At 69.6% G+C, this 18,862-nt stretch carries 13 protein-coding genes; 9 read left to right on the forward strand and 4 right to left on the reverse strand.

Annotated elements, in window-relative coordinates; genetic code table 11:
• Together ACIO9J_RS25795 and ACIO9J_RS25800 are read left to right on the forward strand one after the other, a co-directional pair.
• Positions 1 to 4,083, forward strand: coding sequence for a DUF6531 domain-containing protein (locus tag ACIO9J_RS25795; RefSeq protein ID WP_402004094.1), 4,083 nt, complete (start codon positions 1 to 3; stop codon positions 4,081 to 4,083).
• A gap of 131 nt (positions 4,084 to 4,214) precedes the next feature.
• The gene (locus ACIO9J_RS25800) at positions 4,215 to 4,571 is read left to right on the forward strand and encodes a hypothetical protein (protein ID WP_402004097.1); all 357 of its coding nucleotides are present in this window, start codon (positions 4,215 to 4,217) and stop codon (positions 4,569 to 4,571) included.
• Here the strand turns inward: ACIO9J_RS25800 and ACIO9J_RS25805 are convergent.
• The 4 genes from ACIO9J_RS25805 to ACIO9J_RS25820 all read right to left on the reverse strand — a co-directional run bounded on the left by ACIO9J_RS25805 (position 4,564) and on the right by ACIO9J_RS25820 (position 8,269).
• Positions 4,564 to 5,028: a pentapeptide repeat-containing protein gene (locus tag ACIO9J_RS25805; RefSeq protein ID WP_402004098.1), complete on the reverse strand. Its 465-nt coding sequence runs from the start codon at positions 5,026 to 5,028 to the stop codon at positions 4,564 to 4,566. The two genes, ACIO9J_RS25800 and ACIO9J_RS25805, sit on opposite strands and share 8 nt — an antisense overlap.
• Before the next feature lie 215 nt (positions 5,029 to 5,243).
• Positions 5,244 to 6,416 (reverse strand): fatty acid desaturase family protein, encoded by a 1,173-nt coding sequence (locus ACIO9J_RS25810; RefSeq protein WP_402005392.1) that lies wholly within the window; start codon positions 6,414 to 6,416, stop codon positions 5,244 to 5,246.
• 45 nt (positions 6,417 to 6,461) lie between these two features.
• On the reverse strand, positions 6,462 to 7,574 hold the full coding sequence (locus ACIO9J_RS25815; RefSeq protein WP_402004101.1) for a ferredoxin reductase: 1,113 nt from the start codon (positions 7,572 to 7,574) through the stop codon (positions 6,462 to 6,464).
• A gap of 251 nt (positions 7,575 to 7,825) precedes the next feature.
• Positions 7,826 to 8,269, reverse strand: a complete 444-nt coding sequence (locus ACIO9J_RS25820; protein ID WP_402004104.1) for a DUF5994 family protein — start codon at positions 8,267 to 8,269, stop codon at positions 7,826 to 7,828.
• Between the two features lie 875 nt (positions 8,270 to 9,144).
• Between ACIO9J_RS25820 and ACIO9J_RS25825 the strand changes: the two genes are divergently transcribed.
• From ACIO9J_RS25825 to ACIO9J_RS25855, 7 genes are all read left to right on the forward strand, one after another.
• Positions 9,145 to 9,717 (forward strand): DUF5994 family protein, encoded by a 573-nt coding sequence (locus tag ACIO9J_RS25825; protein ID WP_402004106.1) that lies wholly within the window; start codon positions 9,145 to 9,147, stop codon positions 9,715 to 9,717.
• Between the two features lie 6 nt (positions 9,718 to 9,723).
• Positions 9,724 to 10,002: a hypothetical protein gene (locus ACIO9J_RS25830; RefSeq protein WP_402004109.1), complete on the forward strand. Its 279-nt coding sequence runs from the start codon at positions 9,724 to 9,726 to the stop codon at positions 10,000 to 10,002.
• A 306-nt stretch (positions 10,003 to 10,308) separates the two neighbouring features.
• Positions 10,309 to 11,313, forward strand: a complete 1,005-nt coding sequence (locus ACIO9J_RS25835; protein WP_402004112.1) for an acyl-CoA desaturase — start codon at positions 10,309 to 10,311, stop codon at positions 11,311 to 11,313.
• A gap of 467 nt (positions 11,314 to 11,780) precedes the next feature.
• Positions 11,781 to 12,524: an ANTAR domain-containing protein gene (locus tag ACIO9J_RS25840; protein WP_402004115.1), complete on the forward strand. Its 744-nt coding sequence runs from the start codon at positions 11,781 to 11,783 to the stop codon at positions 12,522 to 12,524.
• A gap of 76 nt (positions 12,525 to 12,600) precedes the next feature.
• On the forward strand, positions 12,601 to 13,320 hold the full coding sequence (locus ACIO9J_RS25845) for an ANTAR domain-containing protein (protein ID WP_402004118.1): 720 nt from the start codon (positions 12,601 to 12,603) through the stop codon (positions 13,318 to 13,320).
• A gap of 197 nt (positions 13,321 to 13,517) precedes the next feature.
• Entirely contained in the window at positions 13,518 to 13,883 is a 366-nt protein-coding gene (locus ACIO9J_RS25850) for an STAS domain-containing protein (protein ID WP_402004120.1), read from the forward strand.
• Positions 13,884 to 14,395: 512 nt separating this feature from the next.
• Positions 14,396 to 18,382 carry a hypothetical protein gene (locus ACIO9J_RS25855; RefSeq protein ID WP_402004123.1) on the forward strand — a complete coding sequence of 1,329 codons (3,987 nt, stop codon included), beginning with the start codon at positions 14,396 to 14,398 and terminating at the stop codon, positions 18,380 to 18,382.
• The last annotated feature ends 480 nt before the right edge of the window (positions 18,383 to 18,862 follow it).

Below are 18,862 nucleotides of genomic sequence, written 5' to 3' on the forward strand. Positions count from 1 at the left end.
ATGGGCTTCGACATCCCCGGGATCGATGCCGACGATCTCAACCCGCTGAAGTGGATCAACAAGGCCAACCACGCCTTCGGTGACACCCTCGCCAGCGGCCTGGAGTTCCTCGGCATCACCGACCCGCTCGTCGACCCGGACGGCATCCGCGAGATAGCCAAGCAGTGGCGGGCCCTGGCCAAGGGCCTCGACGCCGCGGCCCACGACGCCGAGAGCGCCCTCACGGACCTGGAGTGGGAGGGCAAGGCAGCCAAGGCCCTCCACCAGCGGGCCAAGACCGCCCGCACGCAGGCCAACAACATGGCCGACTCCCTGCGCACCGGCGCCAAGGCACTGGACGACTTCGCCGACGAGGCCCACGAACTCCTCACCGAGATCGGTGTGATCCTCGCGGAGATCGCCGAGTTCGAGATCGCGGGCCTGGCCCTGTCGGTCCTCACCGGCGGCCTCTCCGCGATCGCAAGCAGTCTCGCCGCCGGTGCGCGGGCCGCGAAGGTGGCGGCACTGATCGCCCGGATCGAGAAGTCCGGGACCCGCATGGCTTCGGTGATCCGCACCGTGATGGAGGCGATCCGCGGCCTGGAGCGGGCACTGAAGGCCCTCGGGGAGATCAAGACCATCGCGAAGGCGGGCAAACTCGCGGGCGAGGGCATGAAATTTTCCGCCTTCGATGCGTTGCTGAAGGATCCGGGGACGTTCAAGGATCCGGGCAAACTGGCGGAGACCCTGGCCATGGGCGCCGCCTTCGGGGTCGGCATGGGCGGCCTGGGCAAGGTCCTCGGCAAGGGCCTGGGCAAGCTCAAGCCCAGCGAACTCGCCAAGCTCGGCAAGACGTTGGGGCTCGACGGCTCGGGGCTGTCCCGGCTCAAGCTGCGCCCATCGGAATGGGAGAAGCTGCCCGCCTCCATCAAGGCAGTCCTCAAGAAATGCGACCTGGACCCGATCGACGTCGCCACCGGCGACATGCTGCTGCCCCAGACCGACGTCCAGTTGCCGGGCACCCTGCCCCTGGTGCTGGAACGCACGCACCTCTCGTCGTACCGCTGGGGCGGCTGGTTCGGCCCGAGTTGGGCCTCCACCCTCGACCAACGCCTCCAGGTCGACGAGGACGGGATCACCTACGCCGCGCCCGACGGTGCCCGGCTGAGCTACCCGCTCCCCGCGCCAGACGGAGAGGCTCCAGTCCACCCCGAGCTCGGCCCTCGAATACCCCTGACCTGGGACACCGAGGTCGAGGGCGCCCTGCGCCTCACCGATCCCGACACCGGCCTCGCCTGCGTCTTCCACTCCCCGTGCCCCGCCGATGACGGCCAGGCGGTCGATCTGCCCCTGCAGGCCATCGTGGACCGCAACGGCCAACGCATCACCGTCCACTACACCGCCGACGGCACCCCGGTGGAGGTCGCCCACAGCGGCGGCTACCGCATCGCGCTCGACCACCACAGCGACCTGCCCCGCATCAGCGCCCTACGCCTGCTCGACCCGGAACAACCCGACGGCCGCGGCACGACCCTCGTCTCCTACGGCTACGACGCCCAGGGGAACCTGACCGAGGTCACCAACTCCTCCGGCCTGCCGCTTCGGTTCACCTACGACGCCGAGGGCCGCATCACCTCGTGGACCGACCGCAACAACACCACCTACACGTACACCTACGACGAGCAGGGCCGCGTTGTCCGCACTGAGGGCAGCGACGGCTTCCTCTCCGGCACTTTGTCCTACGACGACGCAGCGCACACGACGCGCGTCACCAACGGGCTCGGCCACACGATTTGCTACGAGCACAACGACGCATACCGCCTGATCCGCGAGACCGACCCCCTGGGCAACACCACACACCAGGAATGGGACGGGGATCATCGGCGGATCGCGATCACCAACCCACTCGGCCACACCGCCAGGTACACCTACGACGACCGCGGTCATCCGACCGGCGTCATCCGCCCCGACGGCCACACGATCACGGTCACCCACAATGATCTCGGCTTGCCCGTCGAGGCTGTCAACGCCGACGGCGCCACCTGGCGCCGCGAGTACGACACCCGCGGCAACCTGACGGCGGTGACCGACCCCACCGGCGCCGCAATCCGCTGCACCCACACGCCCGAAGGCCACCTCAGCACCGTCATTGATGCGCTTGGCAATACCACTCGTATCGAGTGCGACAGGGCGGGCCTGCCGCGGAAGGTCATCGACCCTCTGAGCGCGGTGACCAGTTACACCCGCGATGCCTTCGGCCGCCCGACCTCCATCACGGACCCGCTCGGTTCGATGACCCGCCTGGAATGGACACCCGAGGGCAAGCTCGCCCGGCAGCAGGATCCAGACGGCGCGGTGCAGCTGTGGACGTACGACGGCGAAGGCAACTGCCTGACCCGCACCGACGCGCTCGGCCAGACAACCACATTCGAATACGCCTCCTTCGACCTCCTGGCTGCCCGCGTCGACCCCGACGGCAGCCGCTACACCTTCACCCACGACCTCGAGCTACGCCTGACCCAGGTCACCAACCCCCAGGGTCTGAACTGGGATTACACCTACGACCCGGCTGGTCGCCTGACGGCCGAGACCGACTTCGACGACCGCACCATCACCTACAGCCACGACGACGCAGGCCGCACCACCGCACGCACCACTCCCCTCGGCGACGTCGTCCTCTATACCTACGACGCGCTCGGTCGGCTCACGGAGAAGGACGCCGCCGGACTCCTCACTCGGTACAGCTACGATCCGGCCGGGCGAATGCTGGCAGCCGCCAACACGGACCACGAGCTGGCTCTTACGTACGACTCCGCAGGTCGCCTCACCGCTGAGGCGACCGACGGGCGTACCGGCCGGCACACCTATGACGCCGTGGGGCGCCCCGTGCGCCGCACGACGCCGACGGGTGCCACGACCAGCTACGCGTACGACGCGGCAGGTAACCGCACCGAACTGGTCACTCCCACCGGGCATGCCCTCAGCTCCAGCCACGACCTCGCCGGGCAGGAACTCCTGCGCACCCTGGACGATGGCACCCTGACCATTGCGCAGTCCTGGGACCCCACCGGCCGCCTGACCCAGCAACGCCTGGTCGGTGGGACGGGCACCTCACACACCCGCGACTACAGCTACCGAGCCGATGGCTACCTCGCGCTCCTGGAGGACAGCCGCAGCGGCCCCAGCCGCTACGACCTCGACCCGCTCGGCCGGGTCACGGGTGTGAGCGCACGCGAGTGGTCCGAGACCTACGCCTACGACGCTGTCGGCAACCAAACCTCGGCTGCCTGGCCGGATACCCGCCCAGACGACGACGCCCGCGGCGAGCGGAACTACAACGGCACCCGTCTCATCACTGCGGGGAGTATCCGCTACGAATACGATGCCGCCGGCCGCCTTACGCTGCGGCAGAAGACTCGCCTCTCCCGCAAGCCCGACGCCTGGCACTACGTCTGGAACTCCGACAACCAACTTACGGAGGTCACCACACCTGACGGAACTCGCTGGCGCTATACCTACGACCCTCTCGGGCGGCGAACGGCGAAGCTGTGTCTCGCTGAGAATGGCGATTCGACCGTCGAGCAGACCACGTTCACCTGGGCCGGCTCGGTCCTCATCGAGGAAATCACCACCGCTCCGGAACAACGGCAGGGCTCCGTCGCCCTCACTTGGGACCACGATGGCCTGCACCCGGTCGGGCAGACAGAACGCCATCTGGATGCGATCACGCAGGAAGAGATCGACGCCCGATTCTTCGCGATAGCCACAGACCTCGTCGGCACCCCGACTGAGCTCATCGGCACCGACGGCAACATAGCGTGGCACACGCGCACCAGCCTGTGGGGAACTACTACATGGTCTCGACAGAGCTCCGCATACACCCCCTTGCGTTTCCCGGGGCAATACTTCGACCGGGAAACTGGCCATCACTACAACGTTCACCGCTACTACGACCCTGCCACCGCCCGCTATCTCATACCCGACCCGCTCGGCCCTGACAGAAACGATGTGTTGGCCGTAGTGCGGCGCCGCAGGAGCTATTTGAGGACTTCTATAAGGCTGGGCGAGTCGGCGGAAATTGGATCACGACACGGCGCGAGATGAACATCCTGGGAGAAGCTGTGCGACGCGGCGACAGGGACCTTTGCCGCGCCGCGCCGCGGGGATAGTTTAGGGCACCGCAAGTCCGTGCAGCACGCGAATGAGCGCGCGCGAATGAATACGGAGCATCGAGAATGCAGATCGCTAGCTGGGAACGCAACTTTCAGGTTTGGCACTACACATTCAGCTATTCGCAGCTTTTGCTGCGAAGTGGGCAGCGAGATGACATGGACAGCCGAATCGACGTGCTATTTTCGAGAGTTCTCCACATGGAGCTCCCGTATGAATTGAATGAGCTCACCATTGACGAGCTCCCGGTCTCGGAGAAGGACCTACCTGCAGGCGCTTCCATCGAGTACGGCGTTCCATGCAAGCTTTTCCTGATCAACGGCGGAATTGGGAAAATTTACGCCGGAGGCTGCAAATGGCATGAAGATCATGAATGGCTCGATGCGCCATCGCATTTCGGCCCTCTTCGAGGAGTCAAGTGACGAATCGCTCCGTATAGGTCAGATCCACCTCAATCAGGTTGGCAGAAGCGAGCCGTGCTCCGTTCAAGTTAGCTATCGTCAGCGTCGAACCGTTCAGGTCAGCACCAGTCAGGTCGACACCCTCCAAGTGGACATCCGTGAGATCGACGCCAGGCAGCCGGGCCCCCGCCGGGTGCAAGCCGTGAAGGTCGAGAACGACTACACGCGGATCGGAATGAAGGCGCATCACATCGCTAGTCAGGGCCGTGAGGGCAGCTTGTACATCAGCTGTTGGTTCCAGGGGCAGGGAGACATTACCCCCAGTGCGTATGCGCGCCATCCAGTTGCGACTGCCATGTTTTGCCTTCGGCGCCCTGTCACGAATGAAATACACAAGGACGCGGGCAGCGTCCGGGGCAGCTTGCTCTGGGGCATCCTGCACAATCTGCTCCAGGTTGAGGACCCCTCCGATACGCACGTACTCATGCTCGGAGCCAAGGCGTTCAAGCGCCTTATTGAACCGGTCAGTGATCTGAGCGCTGCTGATCCCTTTGCTAGTTCGTCCCGGTCTAGGTAAATTCCATCAGAGCCGGTGACGATCTCTGCCGAACCTCATTCGGGACGAAGAGGTCGTGGGTTCAAATCCCGCCACCCCGACAGTTGAAACACCAGGTCAGGCCCGGTACTGAGAGATCAGTGCCGGGCCTGACCTGCGTTCGGGGGCCAGTTCGGGAGCCGTTTGGGAGCCGAGTTCTGGCACGCCGGGTTCGGGTGCCCCCGTGCGGGCAGGGCATGACGCAGTACGCGCTTCCACATCGATGTGTACTGGCGCCACAGCGGCCCTGTGACGTACGGGAGGCCGTAGCGGTCGCAGATCTCCCTCACCTGCGGTGCCAGCTGGGCGTAGCGATTGCTGGGCAGGTCGGGGAAGAGGTGGTGCTCAATCTGATGGCTGAGGTTGCCGGTGAGGATGTGCAGGAGCGGGCCTCCCTCGATGTTCGCCGACCCCTGGATCTGGCGCACGTACCACTCCCCGCGGCTCTCGCCGTCGAGCCGGTCCTCGGTGAAGGTCTGCACGTCGTCGGGGAAGTGGCCGCAGAAGATGACCGTGTGGGCCCAGACATTGCGGGCGGTGGCGGCGGTGAGGTTGCCCAGGAGGCAGGGCAGGGCGGAAGGGCCGGCAAGGAGCGGGAAGAGGGCGTAGTCCTTGGCCGCCTGCCTGATCGCCTTGCGTGCCAGACCGGTTGCCTCACTCAGGAAGGCGCGCACGCTCTTGCGGCCCGACGGCACCGCGTCGGCCTCCAGGTCGTACAGGGCTATGCCCCACTCGAAGACGGGCGCGAGGAGGGCGGCGTACAAGGGTTGCAGCAGATGGACCGGGCGCCAGGGCTGTTCCGGGCTCATGCGCAGGATCGTGTAGCCGAGGTCCCGGTCGCGGCCGACGACGTTGGTGTACGTGTGGTGCAGGTGGTTGTGGGTGCGCTTCCATGCGGCGGCGGGGGTGGCGAAGTCCCACTCCCAGGTGGTCGAGTGAATCGCCGGGTCGCCCAGCCAGTCCCATTGGCCGTGCAGGATGTTGTGGCCCAGCTCCATGTTCTCCAGCGTCTTGGCGAGCGCGAGCAGGGCGGTGCCCGCCGCCCAGGCGGGTGGGAAGAGGGAGACGGCCAGCGCGAGGCGGCCGCCGAGTTCGCAGCCGCGCTGCACGGCGATCACCGTACGGACGTAGTGGGCGTCGTCCGGTCCGCGGGCCGCCACGATCTCGGCGCGGAGCCGGTCCAGCTCCCGGCCCAGCTGTTCGGCTCGGTCGGCGTGCGACACCACGGGCGGTGAAGTTCCGCCGGCTCCGGCGGCAGCCGCTGCGGGCATCGACATGGGTACGGGCATGGGAGTCTCCTCGCAGAGCTCTGGTTCTCACAGGTCGAGGACGAGCGGCCCTGCGGCACCGTTGACGCAGGTCTGGATCAACTCGCCCGGATTACCTCGCAGTTCACCGGTCCGCAGATCGCGCACGCGGCCGTCGAGGAGCGGGACGAGGCAGCCGAAGCACAGGCCGCGCCGGCACCCGTGGGGCATGGGTACGCCCGCCGATTCACCGACCGCGAGGAGGGACGACGCTGCCGTCGCGTCCGCCTCCACGGCGCTGCGGTCGAACCGCACCCGGCCGCCGACGGCACCCGCCCCCGGCGCCCGCACGGGTACCAGGTGGAAACGCTCCACCCGCAGCCGTTCCCGCACGCCCGCGGCGGCCCACTGCCTCTCGGCCGCGTCGAGGAGTCCGGCCGGACCACATGCCCAGGTCTCCCGACGGCGCCAGTCCGGACAGAGTTCGCCGATCCGCCCGGTGGTGAGCCGCCCCTCCGTACGCGTATGCGTCAGGCGGACGCTCAACCAGGGCAACCGGCGCTCCAGTGCCACCAGTTCGGCGCGGAAGAGGCACTCGGCCGGTGACGGCGCACTGTGCAGGAGCAGGGTGTCCGAAGTGACACCGCCGTGCCGTGCGAGCGTGCGCAGCATCCCCACGACAGGCGTGATGCCGCTGCCCGCCGTCACGAAGAGGAGCCGCCCGGGCAGCGGCCGGGGCAGCACGAACTCTCCCTGTGCCGGGCCGAGTCGGAGCACTGCGCCGGGGGCGGTCCGGTGTACCAGGTGCGGGGACACTCGGCCGTCGGTACGGGCCTTCACGGTGACGGTGATCTCGCTGCCCGGAGTGTCGCCGGGCGGCGAGGTGATCGAGTACGTACGCCAGTGCCGTACGCCGTCGATCTCGACTCCGAGCGGCAGATACTGCCCGGCCCGGTGGCCGTTCCAGCCCCTGCCCGGCCGGATCACCAGCGTGGCCGCGCCGGCCGCCTCCCGCCGCACGGCGCTCACCCGGCCCGCGGGATGCCGCGCCGACCACAGAGGATCGATCAGGCCGAGATAGTCGTCGGGCGAGAGCGGACTGGTCAGCCAGGACACGGCCGTCAGCGCGGCACGGGCGCCGGGCCGCAACGCTCCCGGCGACAGCCATGGACGTACGGACATGCGGGTGCCCCCCCCTCACGGTCCCTTCCCCTCATGACCCTGGACCCGGCACCGAGCGAAACACACCGTGCGGCGGACCACACCGCCGCACGGCACGCTTTGCGCCGTCCCTCGCACGGCCTCTGCCAGGTGGGACGCGCCGGTGCCCAGCGTGCGACACCGCCGACGCGCCCGAGAATGACCCGATGGCGACGGGTCGGGCCGCTCACGGACCGGAACCGCGCGTGTCGGCGTCGCGGGCCCGGCCGTTCTCAGGACCGCGCCCGAGGGACCGCCCTGAGGGGTGCCGACGCCACGACGCTCCGTGCTCCCGCCACGCTCTCCATGATCGGCTTCGCGGCCTCCTCGGTCGTGTCCGGCGGGACGACGAGCAGGTCCCAGCGCCCATGGCCGGGGGCGAGAAGGACGACGGTGTGCGCTGCCGTGGCCGTCAGGCTCCTGCGCAGACGGACGACCTGGCCGGCGACGAACATCCGTCCCGGAGCCGATGACCACACCGCACCGTTGAGCATGACGCTGGTGATGTGCCCCCAGGTGCGGGGCAACCCGGCGAGCAGCCAGGGGAGTTCGGCGAGCAGGTCGTACGAGCGCGGCCACCATGCTCCGTCGATGGCGCGGGGCCCGCCAGCGTGAGGCGCCAGGCACAGGCGGAGCAGAGGTGGGGAGGGAACCAGGGGTTGCGGTGTGAGGGTCATGGGTGCGGCTCCTGCCGACTGCTGTGCTCAGACGGGGCGTTCACGGGGGCGTGACGGGTGGTTCGCGGGTGGTTCATGGAGGCCGTCGCATGCGGCCGAGGCGCGCCAGAGAGACGGATGCGGGTGGCCGACGCGTCGAGCCGACCACGTTCCACACCGTGTCGGGTGCGATCGCGAGGACCTGCCGGCGCTCCCCACCGTCCCATGAGGCATCGAACTCCCCTGTGGACAAGAACGGTTCCCGTCGTGAGCCCAGGAACGGGGCTGCGTCCTGCGGGGATTCGGGGAGGCACACGTGGCGGATGTCCGGGACATGCGCGGGCTCCTCGCCTTGGTTGCGGATGGCGCGGCCAAGGTCCAGGGCTGCCACTGAGTGGACGAACGGCGAGGGAGGAGTGCTCCAAGCGGTCGGGCACCGGCATGTGAACGCCCTCGCCCCTTCACCGTACTCCTGTCGGGCGGAAAACGACCGGGACGTACGCTGGGGCCGCCGGACGCTCCTCGTACGCCGACTCCGCTCGGCGTCGCTTCCGGCGCACCATGACAGCGGGCCGCACCGCCACAGGCCCGAAGAGGGGCGTGCGTCATGAACGCACCCATCGTCCACCGCAGTTCAGCCGACCCCGGACGACCCGCCACGTACCCAACCGCCAGGCTCGTCCTGCGCCCGCCGACCTTCCGTCGAACCGAACGACGCCGGTACGCCGCCTCCGCTGCCTCCGCTGCCTGGCGAGCAGCCGGGCAGTCGCGGTCGGGGCCGCCGCAGGAGTAGGCTCGGCAGCACCGAGAGAATCTCTTGACCGGCTTCCGCGCCGGTTTCTCGCTCGGTTCCATCGCACCGGGCCGGCACGACAGCCCGGGGACAGGTCGACACCATGACGGTGCTCACCGCACGACCCCCGCCGACCGCACCGACCGCCGAACCCTCCGACGACACGCCGTTGCGGCTGTCCGTCAAACCTCCGGGCCCGCCCTCCGGTCTGCTCGACGGCGCCTGGTGGCCGCGCTCTCGAGATCTCGCTCGTGAACTTCCCGCTCTGACCGACCTGTTGGATCCCTTGTGGGGTCGCATCACGCGCGCCACGGTCAACCCGACGCACTGGCCCGTCATACCGCGCAAGGTCTCCGTCAACGGACATGTGGTCAAGGTGGGTTGGTTCCGCGCCGAGCAGGACCCGCACCAACTCATGCTGCGTTCCTACCATGTAGGGCGCTGGGACCTGTTGATCATTCCCCCGGAGACCGGTGCGGAGGCCGCCGGGCGCCTCATGGCCGCCGCCTGCGATCCTCGGGTCGTACGCACCGGCAGCGCTCTCATCGCCGACGAGCTGGGCCGTCACCCCGCAGCCCCGGCCCAGGCGGACCCTCCGGGCCGCACGCAGGAGGCGTGGGAGGCGGAGGGCGGCGCCATGGCCACGCCCGTCGGCGCGGCCGACGGCGGGAGATGAGGGGCCATGGACACCGGCATCACCGTCGCCGTCATGCTCGCGATGATCGCTCCGGGGGCATTCGTGATCCACCTCCTCGACGACCAGCACTCCGAACGGATCCCACTGCACCAGTACAGCCGTCGTCTGTCCGGACGCCGTGGCGCCCACAGCCCCACTCGGCCGCAACCCGACGGCACCGCACCACCCGCCGTCCGCCCCCGCCGCGACCACCGGGACGGTGGGCGCGGGCGCTTCCGTCCGCGGCGCAGGACCAACAGAGCCGCGCAGGGGCGCAGGACATGACCAGACGTACGGCGACGCAGTTCGGCCCGACCGGGCCGAGCTGCCAGGAACAGCCTGCCGACGGGTGCGTCGAGGCCCGCGTCGTCGCCGCCCCCGACACAGAGGCGGCACCCGGCCCCGCCGGACAGTGGACACCCTGCCCACCCGAGTGCCCGGCCCGGCGCCCAGGTCCCGGCTTGCCGTAAGCCGCTCACGGGCACGGCGCGTCCACGCCGGCGAAACGGAGTGACTCCCGGGCCGCCCACCACCGATTCCCTGGCCCCGGACCCCGGCCACCTCTTCCGGACCGAGGTCAAGGAGCCTTGCATGACCACCAGTTCCCCCCTTTCCCGAGCCCCCGCCCCGCCGCACGACGTCACCGCATCCCAGACGTACGACGGGACGGCCCCCTTCCCCGTCGACGAGCACCCGGCGCCTGCGCGCAGCGGCGGCGAGCGGCTGTACGTGGTGGTGACCGCGGCGATCGTCGTCCTGCCGTTCCTCGCGCTCGGCCTGGTCGGCTGGTTGCTGTGGGGACGTCTCATCCACTCCACTGACGTGCTGCTCGCCCTCTCCCTGTACGTCGTCACGGGGCTCGGGGTCACGGTCGGCTTCCACCGCGGTCTCACCCACGGCGGGTACCGGGCCGCCCGGCCCCTGCGGATCGCCCTCGCGGTGGCCGGGTCGATGAGCTTCCAGGGCGACGTCATCGGCTGGGTCGCCACGCACCGCCGCCACCACGCCTTCACCGACCGTCCTGGCGACCCGCACTCCCCCTACCGCTACGGCACGCACCTGCGCGGCCAGTTGCGCGGTCTTGCCCACTCCCACGTCGGCTGGCTCTTCCGCGACGACCCCACCCCCGCCGAGCGCTACGCCCCCGACCTGCTCGCCGACCGCGACATCCGCGCCGTCTCCCGGGCCTTCCCGGCCCTGTGCGTCCTCACCCTGGCCCTCCCCTTCGCCCTGGGCTGGGCGATCGGCGGCACCTGGGTGCACGCCACAACCGCCCTTCTGTGGGCGGGCTTTGTACGCATCGCCCTGCTCCACCATGTGACCTGGAGCGTCAACTCCCTGTGCCATGTGATCGGACGGCGCCCGTTCCGCACCCGGCGTCACGACCGAGCCACCAACCTGTGGCCGCTGGCCCTGCTCTCCTTCGGGGAAAGCTGGCACAACCTCCACCACGCCGACCCCACCAGCGCCCGCCACGGCGTGGACCGCGGCCAGATCGACCCCTCCGCCGCCGTCATCCGCCTCCTTGAGCGCCTCGGCTGGGTACACGACGTACGCTGGCCGACGCCGGATCGCGTCGCGGCCCGCCGGACCTGAACTACTGGCGCGGAAACGGGACTTGAGGGCTCTTCCCCGTCTCCCGCACCGGCGAGTCCAGGACTACCCTGCGCCCCTGTCGGCGGGTGCACGATGACGGACGCCGAATCCGGACCGGACCGTCGGCGTCCGCCTGTGCACCCTGTTCTCCGGCACCTTGGTTCCCGACCTCGCGGGTGGGTTCACCATCCCCCTGACCGGGGGCGGCCACCCGCCGGCGTATCACCTGACTCCGGCCCACGACGGGCTGCACCCACTCGGTCAGTCCAGCCCACGACAGGACCGGCGAACCTGAGAACCGCGAACCCCACAGGCGTGGCAGCTCCCGCCCGGTTTCCGGCTGTGTCGGCACGGAAGCTTCACAGGTGCCCTCGTAAAAGCGCGCGATCAGGACGAAACTGGGTGACAGCAGGAGACAGCAGCCTGTGGGAGGGTGTCCCCGGATCTCTCTTGGAGGTGGGTGGGGTATGCCTGAGCTGCCACGTGAGGAGCGGTTGGCGGCCGCATTCGTCGATCTCGCCGACACCTTGGTGCGGGACTTCGATGTCATCGGATTCCTGCACACGCTCGCCGAGCACTGCGTGAACCTGTTGGATGTGGCGGCAGCCGGTGTCCTGCTCGCCACTCCTAGCGGCCAGCTCGTGGACGCCGCAGCCTCGGACGAGCGCACCCGCCGGCTGGAGCTGGCCAGCATCGAGTGGGGCGAGGGCCCCTGCCGGGACTGCTTCCGGACCAGGGAACAGGTTCCCGACGTACCACTGGCGACGCAGGTGGCGAAGGTGCGCTGGCCCCGGTTCGCGCCGCGGGCCGTGGAAGCCGGTTTCACCTCGGTGGTGGCTGCGCCTCTCCGGCTGCACGACCAGGTGATCGGAGCCCTGAACCTGTTCCGGGACCGGCCGGGGCCGCTGGACGACTCCCAGTTGCGGCTGGGTCAGGCGCTGGCCGACACCGCCACCATCGGCGTACTGCAGCAGCGGGCGGTGAGTGAGCAGATGACGGTGACCGCACAACTGCAGGCCGCTCTGGACAGCCGCGTCATCATCGAGCAGGCCAAGGGCTATCTGGCGAACCGCCGCGACACCGACGTCGAGGAGGCGTTCAACCTCATGCGCCACTATGCACGCGATCACCGAACGCGCCTCACCGAGATCGCTCGCCAGGTCTTGCAGGGCACGGCCGACGCGTCTCTCCTCACACGGCGCGATCGGTGAAGCGTCGGCCCATCGGTGCTGACCGGTGGGCCGACCGCCGGACGATCTGCGCTGCGCCCGAAAGGGGGCGACCTCGGTGACCCATCCGGTGATGGCCGACTACCTGCGCACCCTCAGCTCTCACACAGGCCCCGGCCTGGCATCGCTGCCACTCGCGGCCTGCGCCGACATGCTGGGTCTGGACGGCCTCGGCCTGCTCCTTGCTCCGGGAGGCGGCAGGGCCGAACTGGTGCAGTCCTTCGGTGAGCGCACACTCGCGCTGGAGGACCTGCAACAGGTCCAGGGCCAGGGGCCGAGTCTGGACGCCGCCCGCCACGGGGCCCTGGTGCTGGTGCCCGACGTGGCCGATGCCTACGCGTTCGCCACCGATCGCTGGCCCGGACTGCCCAGCGCCATCGAGGCGCTGGACGTACGCGCGGTGTTCTCCTTCCCGCTGCGTATCGGCGTCATCGCGCTCGGCGTGCTCACCGGCCACCGCACCCGGCCCGGCCTGATGTCCACCGACCAGCTCACCGATGCCTTCGGCCTGGCCGACACCATCGCCCAGATCGCCATCACCACCGCCGCCCACGCGGAGCTGCCCCACACTCCGCTGCTCGACGAGCCCGGTCTCCACTTCGCCGAGGTCCACCAGGCCACCGGCATGCTCGCGGATCAACTGGACACCACCTGCGACCTCGCCCTGATCAGGCTGCGCGGTTACGCCTTCAGCCACGACCGGCCCCTCTTGGACGTCTCCCGTGATGTGCTGGCCCGCCGACTGCGCCTGGACGACAACGGGGACGTCTCGCCCTGACATGTCTGTTGGCGATGCCCTGCCGGGGCGCCCCCTTCAGGGCGCCCGACCTCATCGCCGTGTAGCAGCCCGGCGGGTGTGCCCGCAGCTCTTCGGCGAAACCCGTCAGGAGTCGAGTACGACGCGTCACTCTGGGGTGCCGACCCGGACCCGTTGGTGACCGGTCCCCATGGACATCCGCCTTCGAGAGGGTCGCCATGACCTCACCCCCTGCAGCGAGCTGTGTCCAGGAAGTCCGCCTTCACGGCGACTGCACCCTGGTGGCCCTGTGCGGCGAAATCGACATCCACACCGCCCCCGCCATCACCGACTGCCTCGACGCTCTCACCCACACCGGTGACTCCGACTTGCTGATCGACCTGCGCCCCGTCGACTTCATGGACGGCGCCGGGGTACGGGTTCTCAATCGCGCCCGAGCCCGGACCAGCGGCCGTCACGGGCGCTTGCGCCTGATCTGCACCTGCCCCGTGACCCTCCACCTGCTCAGCCATCCACGACTACGCCTGGACTTCGACATCCTGAACCGACTGCCCGCACCCGTACCGCCACAGGCAGCGGCCTGACTGGCCGCGGTGTCGTGCGATGCGGCGGGGCAGCGGTGGCCCGGTACCGGGGAATCGGTACCGGGACCCGGGGCCGGACATCCTGCCCCGCGTCGTGTCGGCACCGGTCCCTCCCCTGTGGGGACCGGTGCCGAACGACGCGGGCGTCGTCGGTCCGCGCTGTGTGGACACAGCGGCGGATCACAGCGAAACCGGGTCCGCGATCGACGCGGAAACGGTCCGTGCGTGGATCGGTTCCGTCGGGCTACTGGGCGCACACGGCGCGGACGCCGCCGCCACTTCGTAACTCCGGCGGAAACAGGCCGAGATCGTGCAGCGCCATCAGTCACCCCTCCAGGCGCCGGGCGGATGACCTGCCCTGACGCTGCGCGGTTGGTTCGCTACTGCGTCGCGATCCTGCCAGTTGCGACTGCCGCCGAGGAGGGTAGGACGTTATCCGGACCGCGATTCCGCAGGTCAGCCGTATAAGGTGAGTTTTCCGGTCCGGATGTTCAGGCACGCGGAGGTGAGGGGTGGAGGCCTTGGGTTCCGACTCCGGAGCACGTGCGGCCTTCGCGGAACGTCTCGCCCTGCTGTACAAGGAAGCCGGGAATCCGCCCCTCCAGCGCGTGTCCGAGGCAGTCGTCCGCCTTCAGCGGGTCGACGACAGAGGGCGGCCCGTGCGGGTGTCCGCGCAGCGCATCAGCGACTGGCGACGGGCCAAGAACGTGCCGGCCCAGTTCGGCGCGCTCGTGGCGGTGCTGCACGTCCTGATCCCCGAAGCGCGGCGCGAGCGGTCCAGTCCGGTGTCCACGGGTCTGTACGACATGGTCCAGTGGCAGCTCCTGTGGGAGCGCGCGGTGGCCGACCCGGTCAGCGGCCGCGTCTCGGCCTCCGCGGAAGACGACGGACAAGCTCCGGCCGAGCCGCCTGCCGCCCCCGCCGTATGCCCGTACCGAGGGCTGGCCTCCTACCGCGAGCAGGACGCCCGGTGGTTCTTCGGCCGCGAGCGGAGCACGGACGCCCTCGTCACCCAGCTCCGCGCGGCGGGGAGGACCGGCGGTCTGACCATGCTCGTGGGTGCCTCAGGGGCGGGAAAGTCCTCCCTGCTGAGCGCGGGCCTGGTACCCGCGCTGCAGAACGGCGCGCTCGGCGACGAGAGCGGGCAGGTCCGCCCGGTGCTTCAGCTCGTACCGGGAAGCGATCCCCTCGCGACGCTGACCGGCCACATACCTGAGCTCGCGCAGGCCCTGTCAGCAGCGGAGCCGGGCACCGGGCACTTCGCGGACGCCGTGCGGGAGTCCCTCGCGGCGTGGGCACGGCGTGAGACCTCCACCGCCGCCCGTCCCGTCGTCCTCGTGGACCAGTTCGAGGAGACGTTCACGCTCTGCTCCGACGAGGCGGACCGGCAGACCTTCGTCCAACTCCTCGACGCCGCCTGCTCCCCCACCGACGCCGGAGACCCCGCTCCCGCGCTCGTGGTCCTCGGCATACGCGCCGACTTCTACGAGGAGTGCCTCGGCTACCCGGAACTGGCGGACGCGCTGCAGCACCGGCACATGGTGCTCGGGCCGCTGACCACCGCGGAGCTGCGTGAGGCGGTGACCGGCCCGGCCAAGGCCGTGGGCCTGGAGCTCGAACCGGGCCTCGCGGAGCTGATCATCCGGGAAGTGAGCAACGACGGCCCCCGCGGGGCACACGACGCGGGCGTGCTGCCTCTCCTCTCCCACGCTCTTCTCGCCACCTGGCAGCGCCGCAAGACGGGACGGCTGACGCTGGCCGGCTACCGCGCGGCAGGCGGCATCCAGGGAGCGGTGGCGGCGACGGCCGAGCGCGCCTGGTCCGGCCTCGACCCGGCGGCCCGCACCGCCGCGAGACTGCTCCTCCTCAGGCTGGTCCGCCTCGGCGAGGACACCCAGGCCACGCGCAGGCGCGGCACCCGCCGCCAGCTGGCCGCGGAGTCGACGGACCCCGACAAGACGGAGGAGTCGCTCGAAGCGCTGGTCCGCGCCCGATTGGTGACGCTCGACGCGGAGACCGTGGAGATCACGCACGAGGCGCTGCTCCACGCTTGGCCGCGGCTGCGCGACTGGATCGACGAGGACAGGAGCGACCACCTGCTGCGCCAGCAGCTGGAGGAGGACGGCAGCGCCTGGGAGGACTCCGAACGCGACGCGTCGCTGCTCTACCGGGGCTCCCGTCTCGAACAGGCCCGCACCTGGGCGAAGTCCGCCGGCGACACCTTTCTGACCCGGCGCGCGGTGGAGTTCCTGGCTGCTTCGGTCAGGCTGCGCAAGCGCACGGTCTGGCTCAGCCGGGGTGCGGTGGCGGCGCTGGTCGTACTGGCGATGGTGGCCGTCGTCTCCGCGGTGATCGCGTGGCAGCAGCGGGACGACGCGGTGTTCCAGCAGGTCGTCGCCGAGGCCGACCGCGCCCAGTACACCGATCCCTCGCTGTCGGCTCAGCTCGACCTGGTCGCGCACAACCTGCGCCCGGACGACGAGGCCACGAAGAACCGGCTGATCTCGATCGTCAACGCGCCCCTGGCCACCCCGCTCCTCGGCCACACCGGTGCCGTCTACCTCACCTCGTTCAGCCCGGACGGACGGGTCCTGGCCACTGCCAGCTACGACCGGACCGTCCGCCTGTGGGACGTACGGGACCCCGCTCGCCCCAAGCGCCTGGGCAAGCCGCTCACGGGTCACAAGAGTTGGGTGAGCAGCGCGGTGTTCAGCCCGGACGGCGACACCCTCGCCACGGCTTCGGACGACGGCACGGTCCGGCTCTGGAACGTCACCGACCCCCGCCGTCCGCACCTGTTGGGCTCGCCCGTGACCGGGCATGGCGGCGCGATCTACCTCGTCGCCTTCAGCCCGGACGGGCGGACGCTGGCCTCCGCCAACGACGACCACACCGTTGGCCTGTGGAACGTGGACGATCCGCGTCGGCCGAAGTCACTGGCCACGCTGACCGGCCACGGCGCCGCCGTGCGCTCCGTGGCCTTCGCTCCCGACGGCCGCACGCTGGCGGCCGGTGGGGACGACGGCACCGTCAGGCTGTGGGACATGGCCGATCCCCGGCGTCCGAAGCCGATCGACGACGTACTGACCGCCCACACGGGCACGGTGCACTCCGTGGCGTTCAGCCCTGACGGCCGCACGCTCGCCAGCGGCAGCTCGGACAACACCGTACGGCTGTGGAAGGTGACCGATCCGCGCCACCCGAAACCGCTCGGCGCACCGCTCACCGGCCATACCGGTCCCGTGTGGTCCGTGGCCTTCAACCGCGAGGGGAACATGCTCGCGGCCGCCAGCGCGGACAGCACGGCGAGTCTGTGGAACGTCAGCGATCCGGCGCACCCGTCCCAGGTCGGCGAGCCGCTCGCGGGCAGCAGCGGGGAAATGTACTCACTCGGGTTCAGCCCCGACGGGCGCACGCTCGCCACCGGTACCGGTGACAACAAGGTCCGTCTCTGGTCCCTGCCGACGTCGGACATGATCGGCCGAAGCGGGGAGTTCCGTCCCGACGGCAAGGTGCTCGCCACGGCCGCGCGCGACGAGCGGGTCCGGCTGTGGAACGTGAAGAGCCCCGACCGGCCGCTGTCGCTTGGCACTTCGTTCAAGCCCGGCGAGGGGGACGTACGCAAGCTGGCGTTCTCTCCGGACGGCCGCACGCTCGCGGTGCTCACGGGAAACCGCGCCGTACGGCTGTGGAACGTCGCCGACCCGAAGCACCCCGTCCCCTACGGTCCTCCGGTCGCGCTGCGGACGCGGTTCGCGGCCGCGCTGGCCTTCAGCCCGGACGGGCACACCCTGGCGACGCCACGGACCGACCGCACCATCCAGTTGTGGGACGTGAGCACCCCGTCCCGGCCCCGGACGATCGGGAAGCCGCTCACCGGGCACCAGGGCTACGTCAACTCCCTTGTCTTCAGCACGGACGGACACTCGCTCGCCAGCGGCAGCGCGGACGGCACCGTACGGCTGTGGAACGTGACCACGCCGAGCCGCGCGACCCGGCTCGCCGCCCCGCTCAAGGGGCATCTGGGCCCTGTCAACGCACTCGCCTACAGCAGGGACGGCAGCACGCTGGCCAGCGGCAGCGACGACGGCACGGTCCGGCTCTGGAACGTCACCGACCCCCGAAAGGCGCGGCTGGAGTCGTCCCTGACCGGCCACACGGACGCGGTCGTGTCGCTGACGTTCAGCCAGGACGGCGAAACCCTGGCAACGGGCGGCAACGACAACACCGTTCGGCTCTGGGACGTCACTCGGCCCTCCAGTGCGACCCCTATCGGGCAGTCCATGAGTCCCAACGCCAAGACCGGCAGTTTCCTGTCGTTCAGTCCCCAAAGCGGCATGCTCGGAGTGTCCAGCGGTACCGATACGGTCCGGCTCTGGGACCTGGACACCGACCAGGCAATTCAGCGCGTTTGCTCGACGACTCGGGGCGTTCTGACACCGGAAAAATGGCGGGAGTATCTCCCCCGCCTCTCGTACGAGCCGCCCTGCGGCAAGTAGCGGAGTCCGGCCCCTGCCAATGACGTGCTCCGCGCTCCCGGAACACACGAGGAAATCACACCGCGTGACCCCGGTCACAACTCCTCATTCCAGCCGGACAGTTGATTCCACTCCCACCAGGCGCTTACTGTTAGGACAGAGCCCGATCGCTGGTGCATCCCCCGTCGCCAGCGGTCGGGCCTTTCTCGATCTCACCGTGCGGACAGACACGCCGGTTGCGCCCTCCGCAACGCGATCAATTGGAAGACTGACTTTCGTCATGCGGGGCAGGCGGCCCGAATTGGGGCGATAGATCACTCCCCTCGCACCCGCAGGCCGGCCGATGCTCCGGCCCACATCGATGGTGGGGCCACGCTTCATTTCACCGCGTCCCACGTATCGCAGATCGGGCCCGGCCCGCGTAATAACGGACCGTGCCGGATTGCAGGACTTGAGGAGTCGTATCCTGAGCCGCGTCGAACGACGGAACGCACTGGGAAA

Origin of the sequence: Streptomyces sp. NPDC087300 (assembly GCF_044744425.1) — a bacterium.
Classification (GTDB): domain Bacteria; phylum Actinomycetota; class Actinomycetes; order Streptomycetales; family Streptomycetaceae; genus Streptomyces.